General features: G+C 70.3%; 15 protein-coding genes. 6 read left to right on the forward strand and 9 right to left on the reverse strand.

Going from position 1 to position 16,287, the window contains the following annotated elements:
• The 6 genes from QWJ38_RS13545 to QWJ38_RS13570 form a co-directional block, all read right to left on the reverse strand.
• Positions 1-3,168 carry an efflux RND transporter permease subunit gene (locus QWJ38_RS13545; protein ID WP_290359611.1) on the reverse strand — a complete coding sequence of 1,056 codons (3,168 nt, stop codon included), beginning with the start codon at positions 3,166-3,168 and terminating at the stop codon, positions 1-3.
• Positions 3,169-3,183: 15 nt separating this feature from the next.
• A complete protein-coding gene (locus tag QWJ38_RS13550; RefSeq protein WP_290359612.1) occupies positions 3,184-4,710 on the reverse strand; it encodes an efflux RND transporter periplasmic adaptor subunit in 1,527 nt (508 codons plus the stop codon).
• A gap of 204 nt (positions 4,711-4,914) precedes the next feature.
• Entirely contained in the window at positions 4,915-5,568 is a 654-nt protein-coding gene (locus QWJ38_RS13555; RefSeq protein ID WP_290359613.1) for an amino acid ABC transporter permease, read from the reverse strand.
• A 12-nt stretch (positions 5,569-5,580) separates the two neighbouring features.
• Positions 5,581-6,387 carry a transporter substrate-binding domain-containing protein gene (locus QWJ38_RS13560; RefSeq protein ID WP_290359614.1) on the reverse strand — a complete coding sequence of 269 codons (807 nt, stop codon included), beginning with the start codon at positions 6,385-6,387 and terminating at the stop codon, positions 5,581-5,583.
• A 75-nt stretch (positions 6,388-6,462) separates the two neighbouring features.
• Entirely contained in the window at positions 6,463-6,651 is a 189-nt protein-coding gene (locus QWJ38_RS13565) for an oxidoreductase-like domain-containing protein (RefSeq protein ID WP_290359615.1), read from the reverse strand.
• A gap of 51 nt (positions 6,652-6,702) precedes the next feature.
• Positions 6,703-7,929: a vanadium-dependent haloperoxidase gene (locus tag QWJ38_RS13570; RefSeq protein ID WP_290359616.1), complete on the reverse strand. Its 1,227-nt coding sequence runs from the start codon at positions 7,927-7,929 to the stop codon at positions 6,703-6,705.
• A 172-nt stretch (positions 7,930-8,101) separates the two neighbouring features.
• On the opposite strand from QWJ38_RS13570, the gene QWJ38_RS13575 reads away from it, so the two are divergent.
• The 5 genes from QWJ38_RS13575 to QWJ38_RS13595 all read left to right on the forward strand — a co-directional run bounded on the left by QWJ38_RS13575 (position 8,102) and on the right by QWJ38_RS13595 (position 13,560).
• Positions 8,102-8,521 (forward strand): VOC family protein, encoded by a 420-nt coding sequence (locus QWJ38_RS13575; protein ID WP_290359617.1) that lies wholly within the window; start codon positions 8,102-8,104, stop codon positions 8,519-8,521.
• A gap of 251 nt (positions 8,522-8,772) precedes the next feature.
• Positions 8,773-9,648 (forward strand): exosortase-dependent surface protein XDP2, encoded by an 876-nt coding sequence (locus QWJ38_RS13580; protein WP_290359618.1) that lies wholly within the window; start codon positions 8,773-8,775, stop codon positions 9,646-9,648.
• Positions 9,649-9,783: 135 nt separating this feature from the next.
• Positions 9,784-11,097 (forward strand): MFS transporter, encoded by a 1,314-nt coding sequence (locus QWJ38_RS13585; protein ID WP_290359619.1) that lies wholly within the window; start codon positions 9,784-9,786, stop codon positions 11,095-11,097.
• A 168-nt stretch (positions 11,098-11,265) separates the two neighbouring features.
• Positions 11,266-11,703, forward strand: a complete 438-nt coding sequence (locus QWJ38_RS13590; protein ID WP_290359620.1) for a PaaI family thioesterase — start codon at positions 11,266-11,268, stop codon at positions 11,701-11,703.
• A 210-nt stretch (positions 11,704-11,913) separates the two neighbouring features.
• The gene (locus tag QWJ38_RS13595; protein ID WP_290359621.1) at positions 11,914-13,560 is read left to right on the forward strand and encodes a TonB C-terminal domain-containing protein; all 1,647 of its coding nucleotides are present in this window, start codon (positions 11,914-11,916) and stop codon (positions 13,558-13,560) included.
• Positions 13,561-13,575: 15 nt separating this feature from the next.
• Here QWJ38_RS13595 and QWJ38_RS13600 read toward each other — a convergent pair whose 3' ends face one another.
• From QWJ38_RS13600 to QWJ38_RS13610, 3 genes are all read right to left on the reverse strand, one after another.
• Entirely contained in the window at positions 13,576-13,779 is a 204-nt protein-coding gene (locus tag QWJ38_RS13600; RefSeq protein WP_290359622.1) for a hypothetical protein, read from the reverse strand.
• Between the two features lie 93 nt (positions 13,780-13,872).
• The gene (locus QWJ38_RS13605; RefSeq protein WP_290359623.1) at positions 13,873-14,574 is read right to left on the reverse strand and encodes a tetratricopeptide repeat protein; all 702 of its coding nucleotides are present in this window, start codon (positions 14,572-14,574) and stop codon (positions 13,873-13,875) included.
• A 15-nt stretch (positions 14,575-14,589) separates the two neighbouring features.
• Positions 14,590-15,705, reverse strand: coding sequence for a rhodanese-like domain-containing protein (locus QWJ38_RS13610; RefSeq protein ID WP_290359624.1), 1,116 nt, complete (start codon positions 15,703-15,705; stop codon positions 14,590-14,592).
• Positions 15,706-15,893: 188 nt separating this feature from the next.
• Here QWJ38_RS13610 and QWJ38_RS13615 point away from each other — a divergent pair, with 188 nt between their 5' ends.
• Complete coding sequence (locus QWJ38_RS13615) at positions 15,894-16,271, forward strand: GFA family protein (RefSeq protein ID WP_290359625.1); 378 nt, start codon at positions 15,894-15,896, stop codon at positions 16,269-16,271.
• The last annotated feature ends 16 nt before the right edge of the window (positions 16,272-16,287 follow it).

Consider the following 16,287-nt stretch of genomic DNA (forward strand, 5'->3'; position numbering starts at 1 on the left):
TCACTGCGTTTCCCCCACCGCGCCCGGCTCGGCCGGCTTTTCCAGCGATTTGGCCGCCGCCTTGCGCGCCGCGCGCGAGGACCAGGACTCCAGCGCCCAGTAGAACATCGGGATGAAGACGATCGCGATCAGGGTCGCGCCCAGCATGCCGCCGATGACGCCGGTGCCCAGCGAGCGCCGGCTGGCCGAGGAGGCGCCGCTGGCGATGGCCAGCGGCACGCAGCCGAGGATGAAGGCCAGCGAGGTCATCACGATGGGCCGCAGGCGCAGCTTGGCCGCATGCAGGGCGGCCTCGCGCGGGCTCATGCCCTCCTTCTCGCGCATCTCGACCGCGAATTCGAAGATCAGGATCGCGTTCTTGGCCGCCAGCGCGATCAGCACCGTCAGGCCGATCTGGAAATAGACATCGGCCTGGATGCCGCGCAGAAAGATCGCCAGGATCGCGCCGAACAGCGCGAAGGGCACGGCCAGCAGCACGCCGATGGGCAGGGTCCATTTCTCGTACTGCGCGGCCAGGATCAGGAACACCATCACCAGCGCGAAGCCGAACACCAGGGCCGCGGTCGAGCCGGCCTTCTTTTCCTCGTAGGCCTGGCCGCTCCATTCGAAACCGAAGTCCTCCGGCATCACCTCGCGCGCGACCTGTTCGATCGCTTCGATCGCCTGGCCCGAGCTGTAGCCGGGCGCCGCGTCGCCGACGATCTTGGCGGCCGGGAAGTTGTTGAAGCGGGTCACGATGTCGGCGCCGGTCACGTAGCGCGAGGTCGTGACGGCCTTGATCGGCACCATGTCGCCGTTCTTGTTGCGCACATAGAGCTGGTCCAGGTCCTCGGGCCGCACGCGGTAGTCGGGCTCGGCCTGCAGGATCACCTGGAACAGCCGGCTGTTCTTGGGGAACTGGCTGACGTAGAGCGAGCCGAACATGGTCTGCAGCACCGAATAGATATCGGCGGTCGCCACACCCTGGGTCTCGGCGCGCTCGCGGTCGACGTCGACGCGCAGCTGGCGCGAGTGCGTGTTGATCGTCGAGCTGACGCCGGCCAGCTCGGGCCGCTCGCGCGACTTGGCGATGATGGCGCGCGTCACCTCCTCCAGCTTGGCGAGGCTCGCGTCGCCGCGGCTCTGCAGCCAGAGCTCGAAGCCGCCGGTCGTGCCCAGACCCGGGATGGACGGCGGATTGACCGGCAGCACCAGGCCCTCGGCGATGCCGGCGAACTTCTGCTGCGCCTCGCGGATCACCGTCGCCGCGCCGCGCCCATCGCGCTCGGCGAACTCCTTCAGCGTGACGAAGAGGATGCCGGCATTGGCCTTGATCTGGCCGTCGATCAGGCTGTAGCCGGTCGCCTCGGCGACCGAGCTGACGGCCGGATCCTTGTTGAAATGCTCGGTGGCGCGCGCGCTGACCGACTGCGTGCGGTCCAGGCTGGCCGCGTCGGGCATGATCACCGCGCCGTAGACATAGCCCTGGTCCTCGACCGGCAGGAAGGTCGAGGGCACGCGCTTGAACAGCAGCAGCATCAGCAGCACCATGCCGCCGATGATCAGCACCGAGACCAGGCCGCGCTTGATCGCCAGGCCGACGCTCCAGCCATAGCCCTCGACCAGGCGGTCGAAGCGATGGTTGAACCACTTGAAGAAGCCCTTCTTCTCGGCATGGCCCGGCTTCAGCAGTATGGCCGCCAGCGCCGGCGACAAGGTCAGCGCGACGATGCCCGAGAGCACGACCGCGACCGCGATCGTCATCGCGAACTGCTTGTAGAGCTGGCCGGTGATGCCCGACAGAAAGGCCACCGGCACGAAGACCGCGCACAGCACCAGCACGATGGCGACGACCGGTCCGCTGACCTCGTCCATCGCCTTCTTGGCCGCCTCCTTGGGCGGCAGGCCGAACTCGCTCATATTGCGCTCGACGTTCTCGATCACGACGATCGCATCGTCGACGACGATGCCGATCGCCAGCACCATCGCGAACAGGGTCAGCATATTGACCGAGAAGCCGAAGGCCGACATGCCGATGAAGGCGCCGATGATGGACACCGGCACCGCCAGGATGGGCACCAGGGTCGCGCGCAGGCTCTGCAGGAACACGAACACGACGATGATGACCAGGATCACCGCCTCGACGAAGGTGTGGATCACCTCCTTGATCGAATCCTGCACGAAGGTCGTCGTGTCCAGCGCGATGTCGTAGTCCAGGCCCTGCGGGAAGCTCTTCTTCAGCGTGGCCAGGGTGGTGCGCACCTGCTTGGCCACGTCCAGCGCGTTGGCGCCGGGCTGCTGGTAGACGGCGATCAGGGTCGCGGTCTTGCCCTTGTAGCGGCTGCGCACCGAGTAGTCCTTCTGGCCCAGCTCGGCGCGGCCGATGTCCTTGACGCGCACGATGGACGCGTCGCCGCTCTTGGCGCGCAGGATGATGTTCTCGAACTCCGAGGGCTCGGTCATGCGGCCCTTGGTCGAGACCGGGAAGGTCTGCTGCACCGCATTGCCGGTCGGCGCCTGGCCGATGCGGCCGGCCGAGTACTGCTGGTTCTGCGCCGCCACCGCGTTCTGCACGTCGCCGACGGTGATGCCCAGGCTGGCCATGCGGTCGGGCTTCAGCCACAGCCGCATCGCGTAGTCCGGCGAGCCGAGGATGGCCGACTGGTTGGCGCCGGGGATGCGCTTGAGCGCATCCAGCACATAGATATTGGCGTAGTTGGCGACATAGCCCTGGTCGAAGCTGTCGTCCGGCGAATAGACGGCGATGACGATCATGAAGGCGCTGGAGCGCTTCTGCACCGACACGCCCTGTGCCGTCACCGCATCGGGCAGCAGGGGCAGGGCCAGGTTGACCCGGTTCTGCACGTCGACCTGGGCCAGCGCCGGATCGGTACCGATCTCGAAGAAGGTCGTCAGCGTCATATTGCCCGTCGACGAGGCCGACGAGTACATGTACATCATGTTGTCGGCGCCGTTGACCTGCTGCTCGATCGGCGCCGCGACGTTCTGCGACACGACCTCGGAGCTGGCGCCCGGATAGTTGGCGCTGATGGTCACCGTCGGCGGCGTGATGTCGGGGAACTGCGCGATCGGCAGGCTGAACATCGCGACCAGACCGGCCAGCACCAGCAGGATGGAGATCACCGAGGCGAAGATCGGCCGGTCGATGAAGAAATGCGAGAACTTCATGGTCGGCGGCCCCGTTCAGCGCTGGGCCGCATCGGCCGTGGCCGGCAGGACGCTGACACGGCGCGCGCGCTCGTCCGCATCGCCGCCGGTGATGTTCTGCGGCGCGCGCAGCTCGATCTGCGCCTCGCTGGCGCCGCCCACCAGCAGCGCGCTGCGCACGCCCTGCGCGCGCCGCTTGGCCAGCAGTGCATTGGCCGCCGCGCCGCCGCGTTTGTCGGCATAACCGCTCAGCGCGACGCGCTGCTGCGGATGCGCGGCCAGCCAGCCGGCCACGCCGGCCAGCTGGCGGGCGCCATCGTCGGGCAGCAGCGCGCTGCCGCTGTCGAAATACAGCTCCAGCGGCAGGCCCGGCGCAGCGGGCGCCGCGGACTGGCTTGGCGCCTGGGACGATGGACTCGGTGCCGGCGCCGCTGCGACCGCCTGCGCTCCGCTGGCCGGCGCATGCGCGGCCGCGGCCGTGATCTTGACCGGCGCGCCCGGCGCCAGCTTCAGCCCGCCATCGACGATCAGGCGGTCGCCGCTGCGCAGGCCCTTGTAGATCAGCCAGTCGTCGCCGATCCAGTCGCCGACGCTGAGGAAGCGCTGCTCGGCCTTGCCGTCCTTGTCGACCACCCAGGCGTACTCGCCGCGCGGCCCCTGCTGCACCGCGCGCTGCGGGACCACGAAGCTGCCGGGCCGCGTCGCGCCGATCAGGCGCACGCGGACGAACTGGCCGGGCCGCAGCTCGCCCTTGGGATTCGGCACCTCGGCGCGCATCAGAAAGGTGCCGGTCGCCTGGCTGAACGAGGCATCGGAAAAGGTGATGCGGCCGCGGGTCGGGAACTTGGAGCCATCGGCCAGCTGCACCTCGACCTGGAAGTTCGATTCGGCCGGCAAGCTCAGCCGACCGGCATTGACGTCCTCGCGCACGCGCAGCAGCTCGTTCTCCGACAGGCTGAAGTTGACCCGCATCGGATCCTGCTTGGCCACATAGGTCAGCAGGCTGTTCTGCGGGCTGACATAGCTGCCCTCCTGCAGCTTGGCAAAGGAGGAAAGACCCGCCACCGGCGAGGTGATCGTGCAGTAGCCGAGGTTCAGCTCGGCGTCGATGAGCTTGGCCTTGGCCGCCTCGACGGCGGCGGCGGCGGTCTGCTCCTGGCCGACCGCATCGTCGAGGTCCTTCTTCGACAAGGCGTTCTGCGAGGCCAGCGGCTGCACGCGTGCCAGGTTTTGCCTGGCGACGACCAGGCGCGACTGCTGCTGCGTCAGTTCGGCGCGGGCCGCCTGCAGCTGCGCCTCGAAAGGCTTCTTGTCCATCAGGAACAAGACCTGGCCCGCCTTCACCGGCGCGCCCTCGGCATAGACGCGGCGCTCGAGGAAGCCGGAGACGCGGGCGCGGATCTCGACCTGCTGCGAGCTCTCGGTCTGGCCGACGAACTCGGGCGTGACGGGCGCCGCCTGCGGCGTGACGGTGATCACGGCGACCTCGACCGGCGGCCGCGTCGCGGGCCCGGTCGGCTTGTCCTTGCCGCAGCCGGCCAGCGCCAGCAGGCTTGCCAGCACGAGGGGTGCAAGAGGCCGTTCGGCCATCCGGCAAACCGAGTGGACGGTCAACATCAGGATCTCTCCCTTCCCGTTCTCAGCAGGCAAGACCGCGACCCGCCGCGGCCGGCCTCGGGCGATTGTGCGACCTGACCCCAGGGCTCGCAAGAGCGCCAGGGTTTTAGGCAGTGCGATCCGCGCACCGCGCGGCGCCGCGCCGGCCGCTCAGTGCGGGTAGGCCAGGCGCTTCTCCATCCGGCGCTGCAGCTGCTCGAAGCTCAGGCTCAGCAGCCAGTAGATCGCCGCCGCCGCCAGGTACAGCGGGAAGGGCTGGAAGGTCGTCGAGATCAGCTCCTTGGTCGCCAGCATCAGCTCGGTGACGGCGATCACCGAGACCAGCGAGGTGTCCTTGATCAGGCTGATCAGGCTGTTCGACAGGCTGGGCACGGCCGCGCGCAGGGCCTGCGGCCCGATCACATAGCGCAGGATCTGCGGCCGCCGCAGGCCCAGGCTGGTGCCGGCCAGCCACTGGCCCTGCGCGACCGCGCCGATGGCGCCGCGCAGGGTCTCGCTCATATAGGCGGCGACGTTGAGCGTCAGCGTCAGGATGCCGGCCGTGATCGGCGACAGCTCGATGCCGATGCTGGGCAGGCCGTAGTAGACGATGAAGACCTGCACCAGCAGCGGCGTGCCGCGCATCACGCTGACATAGAGCGCCATCAGCCGGTCGAGCAGCGGCAGGCGCAGCACCCGCAGCAGCGTGATCAGCGCCGCCAGCGGCAGGCCCAGGAGCATGGACACGACGGCGAACAAGAGCGTGTAGCCGGTGCCCTTGAGCATGACCGGCCAGGCCAGCGCGGCCAGCGCCTGCAGATCCATCGGGCGCGGTCCTCAGCGCGCGGCCGGCGGCTGGCTGACGTCGCGCTCGAACCACTGCTTCGAGATCTTCGCGTAGCTGCCGTCGGCCTTCAGCCCGGCCAGCGCCTGGTCGATCGCCTGCTTGAACTTCGGGCTGCCCTTGCGGAAGGGAATCGCATTGCTCTCGGGCTTGCCGATCGCCGCGCCGGCCTTGACCGGCAGCTTGGTCTGCGCGCGCAGATAGGGGATCAGCAGGCTGTCGTTGATCGCCGCGTCGATGCGGCCGGTGGCCAGGTCCTGCAGGTACTCGGGCGCGCCCGGATAGGTGCGCACCTCGGCGCCGGCGATGCCCTTGGCCAGCTCGGCGTAGTTGCTACCCTGGCCGACGCCGATCTTCTTGCCGGCCAGATCGGCGGCCGTGTCCAGCTTGCGCGTCTCGTTGGCGCGCACGATCAGCTGAGGATAGGAGATGACATAGGGCTCGCTGAAATCGAAGGTCTCGCGGCGCTTGTCGGTGGCCGCGACCTGGTTGACGATCACATCGTATTTGCCGGCCTGCAGGCCGGCCAGGATGCCGCTCCACTCGGTGGTGGTGAACTCGGGCTTGAGGCCCAGCTTGGCGGCCAGCGCGCGGCCGATCTCGACGTCGAAGCCGGTCAGCTGGCCCTTCTCGTCGCGGTAGTTGAAGGGCGGATAAGTGCCCTCGCAGGCGATGCGCAGCGTGCCGCGCGCCTTGGCCTCATCGAGCAGGTCGGCGGCCAGCGCCGGTGTCAGCACGGGTGCCAGCGCGGCGCCGGCGAGCAAGAGGGCGGCGAGCCGCCGGACGGGCAGAGTTCTCATGAAGCCTCCTGGAGCGGGGACGATGAGCCTGCATGTTGCCACCACTGGCGGCGCCGCGCTGAGCCGCTTGGGGGCTCAGCCGCCGGCCGGCGCGCCCTGGCGCGCGCGCCAGGCGCGCAGGGCCTGGCGATAGCGGTCCATCTCTAGATCGTAGGCATCGAAGATGCAGGGGTCGCAGCCATTGCCGCAGCAGGCATCGAGGTCCGGCTGCGGAGGCGGCTGCGGCATCGGGTCGGGATCGGGCGCTTGATTCGGCTGGCTCATGGCCGCATTGTCCGCCGATCGGGCCGACCCGATGCGGCCGCGGCCTTGCCCTCAGCGCGGCTTCTGCAGCGAGTTGGCGACCACGTAGGCGGCCAGCTGCCGCCCCATCAGGTCGCTGGCCTCGAGCGCGCTGCGGAAGTGGATGCCGCCCCAGATGCGCACCAGCCGCGTCTCCTCGACGATGGCGGCGAAGTTGTCGAAGCGGCGCGTCAGCTTGGCATCGGCATTGTCGGTGACGGTGATGGCAGGGCCGGCGCCGGGGCCGAACACCGCCTGCAGCACGCCGGCCGTCGTGCTGGCCAGGATCGCCGCCTGCGACGGGTATTCGGGGTGCATCGGCGTCGCGTTCAGCGGCGTCCAGCCGGCATCGCGCTCGGTCGCGTCATTGCCGTCCTGGTCGCCGTTGCGGATCGCGGTGATCGGGCGCCAGCGGTTGTAGACGAATTTCGCGTCCCAGTCGACGATGAAGGAGTTCGCGCCGGCCATCGCCAGCCAGGCGAACAGCCGCGCGTTGTCGGCCAGGTCGAGGCCGCGCGCGGCGCTGGTCTGGCGCGCGGCCTCGAACCAGACCGAACCCAGATTCGGCTGGCTCCAGAATTTGACCGCCTCGGTCTGCTGCGCCGTGCGGCTCGTGCTCTTGGCGGCGCCCAGCTCCTTGGTCTCGTTGTAGTCGCGCGCATAGGCCGCGCTGTCCAGCGCCGGCGGCGGACCGGGGCGGAACTGGTCCGGGCGGGCCAGCACCCAGGGCCTGGCGCGCGCGTACTCGGCAAACAGCGGCGGCGTGGTCGGGATCCAGCTGCCCGGCGCGGTCAACGGCCGGTAGGTGTCGGGCGCATTGGTCGCGTCATTGGCGCGATCGGCGATCGCGGCAGCGGCGGCCCGCTCGCCGATCGCGATGCCGGCGTTGCGCGCCGCGCCCTCGGGCAGCGGTGCCAGCGCGGCCGCATAGGCGGCATCCAGCTTGGCTTTCTGCGTCGGCGCCAGCGCACTCAGCACGCCGCGCGCGGCCGCGATCGCCGCCGCATCGGCCGAGGCGGAGGGCTCCAGCGGCCCGTCGAGCACCTGGCGCGCATAGCGGTTCTGCACCGTGTTGACCGCGTCCGACATCGCCACATGCAGGATGGCCAGCGCGCGGAATTGCGGGTTGCCGCCGATGCCGGCGGCCTTGAAACTGTCAAAGGCCTGGATGTTCCAGTCGGTGACCGCATCGGCACGGGCGTCGATGGCGATCATCGCCAGCGCCGGAAGAAGAGCCAGACAGCGGAAACGAAGCGCCATGATTTGCTCCGGTGACGGGGGAGGCCCATGCTGGCGCCCTCGCCTTCCGGCGTCCAGCGCCATGCCGCTTCGAGCTAGGGATCGCTCCAGCGCCTGCGTGCAACTCGTCTTCACCCTGTCGATCCCGGCGCCGTTCGTTCGTCGTACGGTCGAGACACCCCCAGGAGCCCCCATGCCCAAGATGATCTTCGTCAGCCTGCCCGTCAAGGACCTTCCCGCCTCGATCGCCTTCTACCGGGCGCTGGGTTTCCAGCAGAACCCGGCCTTCAGCGACGAGAACTCCGCCTGCATGGTCTGGAGCGAGGCGATCTACGCGATGCTGCTCAGCCATGCCAAATGGCGGACCTTCACCGAGCGGCCGCTGCCGCCGCCCGGCACCAGCGCCTCGATGCTGTCGCTGGCGCTGGACGACCGCGCCGCCGTCGATGCGATGAACGGCGCCGCCGCGGCCCATGGCGGACAGGCCGATGTGAACCCGGTGCAGGATCTGGGTTTCATGTACGCCCGCGACCTCGCCGATCCGGACGGGCACCTGTGGGGCGCCTTCTGGATGGATCCGGCATCGATCCCGGCACAGGCGAGGTCGAGCTAGCCGATCAGCGCATGGCGGACCACATCCCCGCGGCCGTAGTTGACGACGGCATGACCTGGCACGCTTGAGCCCGCCCGACGCGGCCGGCCGCTGCGCTGGAAGTGAGGTTCAGGCCGATCGTACAGGTGAAGCAGGCGCCATCCGCGCCGCGCGCATATCGACATGCTCATTGCTTCGTTTCACGCGGGCGCCCCGCTTCTTAAGCTGGCTGCGCCGGTTGCCTCGACCGGTGCATCACAGGAGGACCCGATATGAGCGCCCCTCTTCACAAGGTCGGCAAGGTCGGCAAGGTCGGCAAAGTCGGCACCGCGCTGGCCCTGGCCGTGCTGGCCGTCACCGGGCCGGCCCGGGCCGTCAGCTTCAGCGCCTTCACCTTCGACACGCAGGCCTCGACCAGCGGCTTGTACGGCGGCGTCAACGGCACCTGGGGCAATGGCGATGTGCGCCTTGACGGCGTCAGCGTCGGCGGCCAGAGCTACACGCAGGCGCAGCTGCAGACGGTCAGCAGCGCCAGCATCGTGCTCGATGACGGCATCGACCTCGCGCGCGGCGGCGGCAATTTCGCCGCGGGCCGCGGCGTCAACTCGGTCGCCGATCCCTGGGCCAGCGAGGGCGCGGCCACCGTGACGCCGAGCAGCGCCGATCTGCGGTCGGCGCTGGCCAATTTCAATCTGACCGGCCTGGTCGTCACGCGCGAGAACGTCGGCACCGCCATCCTCGACGTCGGCTTCGCGACGCCGACCAATACCTTCTTCTTTTACGAGCGTGGCTTCAACAGCGATCTGCTGGTGCAGGCGCTGAACGAGCAGGGCCAGGTGATCGGCTCCTACACCATTCTGCGCGCCAGCTATGTGCCGACCGGCGTGCTGGTCTCCACCGACAACGCCGCCTTCGTGATCGCCGGCCAGGAGCTCGGCGCGATCGGCCTGCAGTCCGACGAGGCGGTCGGCCGGCTGCGCCTGTCCAGCTACCGCACCGACCTGCTGAACTTCAACGGGCCGGACTACAAGGTGCTGGCGCTCGCGCCGGTGGCCGCGCCGGTGCCCGAGCCGGAGAGCTATGCGCTGATGCTGGCCGGGCTCGGCGCGGTCGGCTTCGTCGCGCGCCGCCGCCGGCAGGCCGGCTGAGCTGCCGGCGCGGAAAGCCAGCCGGGTCCGACGAGGGCGCGCCATCCGGCCCCGTCGGCCGGCAGGGCTGGCACTTTCCGTTGAATCGCTCGCTGATCGCCCGGGACGCCGGACGCTCGCCCTAGACTCGGGCCGATGAGCGAGAAGAAGAAAAATCCGGGTTCCGCTGCCGGCGCGCGCTTGCGCGAGCAGCACGACTACCTGCGTCTGCTGGGTGCCCGCGTGACCGGCGGCGCCGCCAACCAGATGCTGATGGTGGCGCTGGGCTGGCAGATGTACGACCTGACCGCCAGCGCCTGGGATCTGGGCCTGGTGGGCCTGGCGCAGTTCCTGCCCGCGCTGCTGCTGACCCTGCCGGCCGGCCATCTGGTCGACCGCCATGACCGCCGCCTGCTGCTGGCCGCTTCGCTGGGCCTGCAATGCGCGGTCGCGATCAGCCTGGCCCTGGCCAGCGCCGAGGCCTGGGTGGGGCCCCGCATGATCCTCGCGCTGTCCATCCTGCTGGGCGTCGCGCGCGCGCTGCAGATGCCGGCCCAGCAGGCGCTGATGCCGACCCTGGTGCCGCCCATCCTGCTGCCGCGCGCCGTCGCCGCGGCCAGCTCCTCCATGCAGGCCGCCATCATCGCCGGCCCGGCGCTGGGCGGCGTGCTCTATGCGCTGGGTCCCTGGGCGGCGCGCCTGTCCGGCTCGGCCGCGGCCGGCGGCGCCAGCCACGCGCACTGGGGCGCGGCCATCGTCTACACGGTCTCGCTGCTGCTGCTGATCGCCGCCGTGCTGGGCGTCTTGACGATCCGACATCGCCCGGCCCCCAAGGCCGCGCGGCCGGCGCCCGATCTGGCCCAGCTGACGGCCGGCATCCGCTTCATCTGGCAGCGCCCGGTGGTGCTGGGCGCGATCTCGCTGGACCTGTTTGCCGTGCTGCTCGGCGGCGCGACGGCGCTGTTGCCGATCTTCGCGCGCGACATCCTGCACACCGGCCCCGAGGGCCTGGGCATGCTGCGCTCGGCGCCGGCGCTGGGCGCCGTCATCGTCGGCCTGGGCCTGGCGCGGATGCCGATCGCGCGCCATGCCGGCCGCTGGCTGCTCGGCGCGGTGGCGGTGTTCGGCTTCTCGATGATAGGTTTCGCGCTGGCCACCAGCTTCTGGTTCGCCTTTGCCGTGCTGGCGATCAGCGGCGCGGCGGATATGTTCAGCGTCGTGATCCGTCAGTCGCTGGTGCAGCTGGAGACGCCGGACGAGATGCGCGGCCGCGTCGGCGCGGTCAACTCGGTCTTCATCGGCGCCAGCAACCAGCTCGGCGAGTTCGAGTCCGGCGCCACCGCCGCCCTGCTGGGGCCGGTCGGCTCGGTGCTGCTGGGCGGCATCGGCACCCTGCTGGTCGTCGGCCTGTGGTGCAAGATCTTCCCGGCCCTGGCCCGGCGCGACCGGCTGCAGCCGGAGGCGGGCTGAGCGGTATGGACAGCGCCCGACTGGAGCTTCGCTTCGAGGCCGATACCGACGGCAGCGGCGAGTTGCGGCCGAGTCGCTGAGGCGACATGCTGCTTGTCGCAGCGCTGACAGCGCCGCCCGCCGCGCGCGCTTAAGGTTCCCTCGTTCCAACGACCGCGGGAGCGCCGCATGGACAGGACCGAAGCCCCCGAGCTGCTGCTGGCACGACTGCAGGCGATCAACGAGACGGCCGCCTTCAACCGCTGGTGCGGCATCGAGCTGCTGGAGGCGCAGCCGGGCAGCGTCGCCATCGCGCTGCGCTGGCGCCCGGAACTGGGGCAGTACGCCGGCTTTCTGCATGCCGGCCTGATCGGCGCGCTGATCGACACCGCCTGCGGCTACGCCGCCGCGACCCTGGTCGGGCGCGTGCTGGCCGCGCATTACGCGGTCAACTGCCTGCGTCCCGCCGTCGGTCGGTGCTTCGTCGCGCGGGCCCGCGTCGTCAAGCCGGGCCGGACCCAGGTCTTCACCGCCTGCGAGCTGTTCGCGCAAGGGCAGGACGGCGAGTCCAGGCTGGTCGCGACCGGCGAGACCCTGCTCAGCGTCGTCGCCGGCGACCCACAGTAGGGCGATCGCCCACCGCGGCGGCCGCCAAAGCCGCGAGAATCACGCCCCGGAAACGAGGGTGGGGCGATAGACAATGCGCCGGATGCGAAGGACGAGCGAGGCCAAGCCGCCGGGGACGGCTCAGGATCATCATCATCATCGACAAGAAACCGGTCTTGGCGACGTGGACCCGCGTTCGCCTGCCGGCCGGGCGGCGATGGCGGTGCCCGCTTGAGCAGCGGCAGCACCACGGCCGCCACCGAGCGCCGCCGGCTGGCGCCGGCGCTGCTGCTGTCGCTGCTGTTCCATGCGCTGCTGCTGGGCCTGAGCTTCGGCGGCGAGGGCCTGGGTCTGCCCGGCTTCGGCTTCCCCTGGCAGCAGCGGCGTGCCGAGGCACCCGATCTGCGCGTTCTCGTGCTCGATGCCGCCGGCCCCCTGCCGACGCCGCCTGCGCCACCGGCGACGCTGCCCGCGCCCCTGCCCCTGCCCGAGTCCGCGGGGGATGTGCCCGCGGCGGCCGCTGCGACAACGGCGCTCGCAGCGTCGCCGGCGCCCGCACCCGCCGAGCCGGCGCCGGTCCTCAAGGCGCCCGAGCTGATCGCCCTGCAGCGGCCCGAGGCGAGCAGCTGGTCGGTGCCGCCGGCCCCGGCGCTGCCGGCACCGGTCGCCCTGGCGGCCGCGGCAAGTTCGAGCAGCGCCTCCGCTCCGCCGCCTCCGCTCACCCGCCCTGCCGAGCAGGACGCGAGCAAGCGCGCCGGGGAGGAAGCCGAGAAGCTGGAGGCAGCAGCACGGCAGGCCGCAAGAATCGAGGCCGAACGGCAGGAGGCACTGCGCCAGGAGGCCGCCAGGCTCGAAGCCGAACGCCAGGATGCCTTGCGCCAGGCAATGGCGCGACAGGAGGCGGCGCGCGTCGAAGCGGCAAGACTCGAAGCGGAGCGCCAGGAAGCGCTGCGCCAGGCCACCGCCCGCCAGGAGGCGGCGCGGATCGAGGCCGCCCGGCTGGAGGCCGAGCGCCAAGCCACCGCCCGGCAGGAGGCTGCGCGCAGCGAGGCCGCGAGGCTGGAAAGCGAGCGCCAGCAGGCGCTGCGGCAGGAGGCGGCGGCTCGCCAGGAGGCCGCCCGGCAAGAGGCCGCGCGTGTCGAGGCCGCCAGGCTGGAAGCCGAGCGTCAGGAGGCCCTGCGCCAGGCCGCCGCCCGGCAGGAAGCGGCGGCACGCCAGGAGGCGGCACGCGCCGAGGCCGCCCGTGCCGAGGCGGCTAGTCAAGAAGCAGCGCGGCAGGAATCAGCCCGACAGGAAGCCGCCGCACGGCAGGAGGCCTCCAGGCAGGAGGCCGCCCGGCAGGACGCGGCCCGCCAGGAGGCAAGCGCCAGGGCCGATGCGGCCAGGCGCGAAGCCGCCGAGGCGGCGGAGCGGCGCGAGGAGCGCCTGCGCGCGATCGGGCGGCAGCTCAACGAGGAGGCCGACCGGCGCGATGCGGCGGCCCGCCAGCGGGACGCATCGCCGCCGCGCTCACCTTCGGCCAGCCCGCTGCGGCGCGGCCGGCTGTTCGGCCGCAGCGATGCGAATGCGGAGATGGTGCTCTATGCCGAGGCCTGGGCGCGCAAGATCCAGCTGAACATGACCTTCGAGATGGTGCGCGAAGCGGCGAAGCTCCCGCATGCCGATCCGCTGGTGACGGTGGCGGTGCGCAGCGACGGCTCGGTCGAGTCGGTCACCTTCGTGCGCTCCAGCGGCGTGCCGGCGCTGGACGAGGCGATACGCCGGGTGGTGCAGAGCCAGGAGCATTACCAGGCCTTCCCGCCGGCACTGGCGCGCGAATACGACGTGATCGAGATCCGCCGGACCTGGTACTTCGATATGGCGATCCGGTTGCACTGAGGGCGCTGGCCAGGACTAAATCCTGCGCTCGTCCGCGTCCTCGTCCTCGTCCTTATCGCGCGCCGGACCGCCGCGCTCCGGATGGCTGCGATCGACGTCGCCGGGCGCTTCCGGCCCGGTCTGACCGGTCTCACCGAGGCGATGGTCCTCGTCGTCGTGCTCCAGCCCGCCCTGCAGGCCGGGCGGAAAATCCTGCTGCCTATTGCGTCCGTTGGTCATGGTCGATGCTCCCGGGAAGCCAGGCCCCAGTATCGCGCCGGCCGGGACGCCGCGACGCAGGCGGGGATTTGTCGCCGCGGGCGGGAGGGCCGCTCAGCCTTTGCTGCCGGCGCCGTCCTTCTTCTCGCGCGGCGGCGGCGGCGCCTGGTTGCTGCCGTCGCAGACCACGGCCGGCTTGCGGTCCGAGCGCGGGCCGCACCAGGACACATTCAGCCTGGCGAACCAGTCGCGCACCGGCAGGTCCAGCAGCTTGCTGTCCAGCCACAGCGTGCGCAGATGCGGGGCCGCCTTCTGCGGCTGGTTCAGCTCGATATAGGCGGCGGTCAGTTCCTCGATGGCGCCGGTATAGCCCTGATCGATGGCGGCACGCTCCAGGTATTTGAGCGCCTCGCGCGGGTTCTTCTCGCCGAAGTCGCCCTTGCGCAGGCCGCGGCCGTACCAGAAGTTGGTGTCCTGGGTGTCACCCGGGGCCGCGCGCTGGACCCATTCGCCGCCGGTCTTGCGGTCGGGCGGGATGATGTAGTTCTCGGGCTTGCCGTCGTAGCTGCCGCGTTTTTGCACGCCCCAGTAGTAGCCGCGCGCGACACCGATCATCTGCGCATAGTCCTTGGTCTCGAGGATGCGCTTCTCGCGCCGTTCGCGCCAGCGCAAGGCCAGCTCGATGTTCTGCTCGACATAGATGCCGTGCACATAGACCCAGAACAGATGCTGCATCGCGCGCGGATCGCCGGCCTCGGCCGCCTTGACATAGGCGGGCAGGTATTCCTTCTGCAGCTCGGCGGGCGGCTTCAGCACGCCGGCCTCGATCAGCTAGTCCGAGGTTTTGCCGCCATAGCGCTTGACCAGGGCATAGCCCTGGGCGAACACCGTCTTGCGGTTTTCGCCTTCCGCCTCCTTGTAGCGCTGCGCCAGCACGTCGAGCACGGTACGGTTGTCCTGCGGATCGGGCCGGTTGAAGAAGCGGATCGGCAGCCGCCACTCGGTCAGCGCCTGCGAGAGCAGCTGCATATTGCCGGCCAGCGCCGCCATCTGCAGCAGCGGGCTGCCATAGCACAGCAGCACCGAGACGTTCTTCTCGAACAGCTCGCCGATCTTGCGCCGGACCACCGGCGGCGTGTCGGTCTCCAGATCGATGCCGGCGGCGCGGTAGAGCGCGAGCTCGTAGGGGAAGGGATCGCCCTCCTTCTTGGGCCCGCGGCGTAGCAGGTCGCAGAGATCGCCGAGGCCCAGCTTCACCAACGCCGCCTGCTCGGCCTCGCGATCGCGCTCCCTGCCGAAGGGCTGCGGAAAGTCCGAATCGGACTTGCGCGGGTTCTGCGGCATCGTGACCTTGGGCAGATAGAAATTGCTGTCCTCGTCGCGCGAATAGCCGACCGGCAGGCCGGCCTGGATCCAGCCGTCCTGGCCCTCGCGCATCCACAGCAGGTTCTCATAGCCCAGCGCACGCAGGTTCAGCACCGCGTTGTAGGACATCATGCAGGAGGTGTGATGGCAGTAGACGAGGATGGGCCGGCTCTTGCGGCCCGCGGTGATGTCCTCGAAGAACTGCCGGCTGCTCGCCAGCCGCTCGCCCTTGAGCTCGCCCAGGCCCGACGCCGGGTCGAGGTAGGCGTTGTCGATGCCGCGGTGCAGCTCCATCGGCGCCAGCACGATCAGTTCCTCGCCCATCGCGTCGACCAGGCAGGCGGCCGCCTTCGGATTGACGGTGATCGCGCCGGGCACCTCGGCCGGCGTCAGCTGGCTGAGCTTGCCGGTGAAGCCGCCCGGATAGGCGCTGGCCACCGGCAGCTTGGGCGCCGTGCCATGGGCCTTCTGGCAGGAGTACAGCTCCTTCTCGAAGACGGGGATCTTCGCCTGCGCCGCGCTCGGCAGCAGCCAGGCGGCCAGCGTGAGGGCAAGCAGGGGAAGCGCTTGTTTTTTCTTCATCGTGCAGCGAAAAACAGGAACGGACAGATGGGACGGCGTGCTCGCGCGGGCGCCACTATAGGGCGCGATGCCCGTCGCCATCGGCCCCGGCGGCTGCCCGCGCCGCGACAAAGGCTGCCGGCGTGCAATCCTTTACGGCAGCGCTTAGGCTAGGCGTTCACGGATGCGACATGGCCAAGGAGACAGCGATGGAGCAATTCAGCGGCGGCTGCCTGTGCGGCAGGGTCCGCGTCATCGCGACGGGGCGGCCCGACCGGGTCGGCATCTGCCACTGCCTCGATTGCCGCAAGCACCATGGCGCGCTGTTCCATGCCTCGGCGATCTTCGCGCCGCAGGCGGTGTCGATCAGCGGCGAGACGCGCGACTATGCCGGCCGCCATTTCTGCCCGCATTGCGGCTCCTCGGTGTTCTCGCGCAGCGGCGACGAGATCGAGCTGCACCTCGGCACGCTGGACGCGCCCGACCGGCTGCAGCCCAGCTACGAGCTCTGGACCCTGCGGCGCGAAAGCTGGCTGCCGGCCTTTCCGACCGTCACGCGGCGCTACGAGCGGGACCGCGAGGTCTAGGGCCTGTTAACGCTAC

Origin of the sequence: Roseateles violae (genome assembly GCF_030410485.1) — a bacterium.
In the GTDB taxonomy this organism is placed as follows: domain Bacteria; phylum Pseudomonadota; class Gammaproteobacteria; order Burkholderiales; family Burkholderiaceae_C; genus Roseateles_D; species Roseateles_D violae.

What these genes read in the sequence shown, in the direction of transcription:
- QWJ38_RS13585 (WP_290359619.1), top strand. Translation starts at nt 9,784, where the DNA reads ATGAGCGAGAAGAAGAAAAATCCGGGTTCCGCTGCCGGCGCGCGCTTG.
- QWJ38_RS13615 (WP_290359625.1), top strand. Translation starts at nt 15,894, where the DNA reads ATGGAGCAATTCAGCGGCGGCTGCCTGTGCGGCAGGGTCCGCGTCATC.
- QWJ38_RS13570 (WP_290359616.1), bottom strand. Translation starts at nt 7,929, where the DNA reads ATGGCGCTTCGTTTCCGCTGTCTGGCTCTTCTTCCGGCGCTGGCGATG.
- QWJ38_RS13580 (WP_290359618.1), top strand. Translation starts at nt 8,773, where the DNA reads ATGAGCGCCCCTCTTCACAAGGTCGGCAAGGTCGGCAAGGTCGGCAAA.
- QWJ38_RS13545 (WP_290359611.1), bottom strand. Translation starts at nt 3,168, where the DNA reads ATGAAGTTCTCGCATTTCTTCATCGACCGGCCGATCTTCGCCTCGGTG.
- QWJ38_RS13610 (WP_290359624.1), bottom strand. Translation starts at nt 15,705, where the DNA reads ATGAAGAAAAAACAAGCGCTTCCCCTGCTTGCCCTCACGCTGGCCGCC.
- QWJ38_RS13555 (WP_290359613.1), bottom strand. Translation starts at nt 5,568, where the DNA reads ATGGATCTGCAGGCGCTGGCCGCGCTGGCCTGGCCGGTCATGCTCAAG.
- QWJ38_RS13565 (WP_290359615.1), bottom strand. Translation starts at nt 6,651, where the DNA reads ATGAGCCAGCCGAATCAAGCGCCCGATCCCGACCCGATGCCGCAGCCG.
- QWJ38_RS13600 (WP_290359622.1), bottom strand. Translation starts at nt 13,779, where the DNA reads ATGACCAACGGACGCAATAGGCAGCAGGATTTTCCGCCCGGCCTGCAG.
- QWJ38_RS13590 (WP_290359620.1), top strand. Translation starts at nt 11,266, where the DNA reads ATGGACAGGACCGAAGCCCCCGAGCTGCTGCTGGCACGACTGCAGGCG.
- QWJ38_RS13560 (WP_290359614.1), bottom strand. Translation starts at nt 6,387, where the DNA reads ATGAGAACTCTGCCCGTCCGGCGGCTCGCCGCCCTCTTGCTCGCCGGC.
- QWJ38_RS13575 (WP_290359617.1), top strand. Translation starts at nt 8,102, where the DNA reads ATGCCCAAGATGATCTTCGTCAGCCTGCCCGTCAAGGACCTTCCCGCC.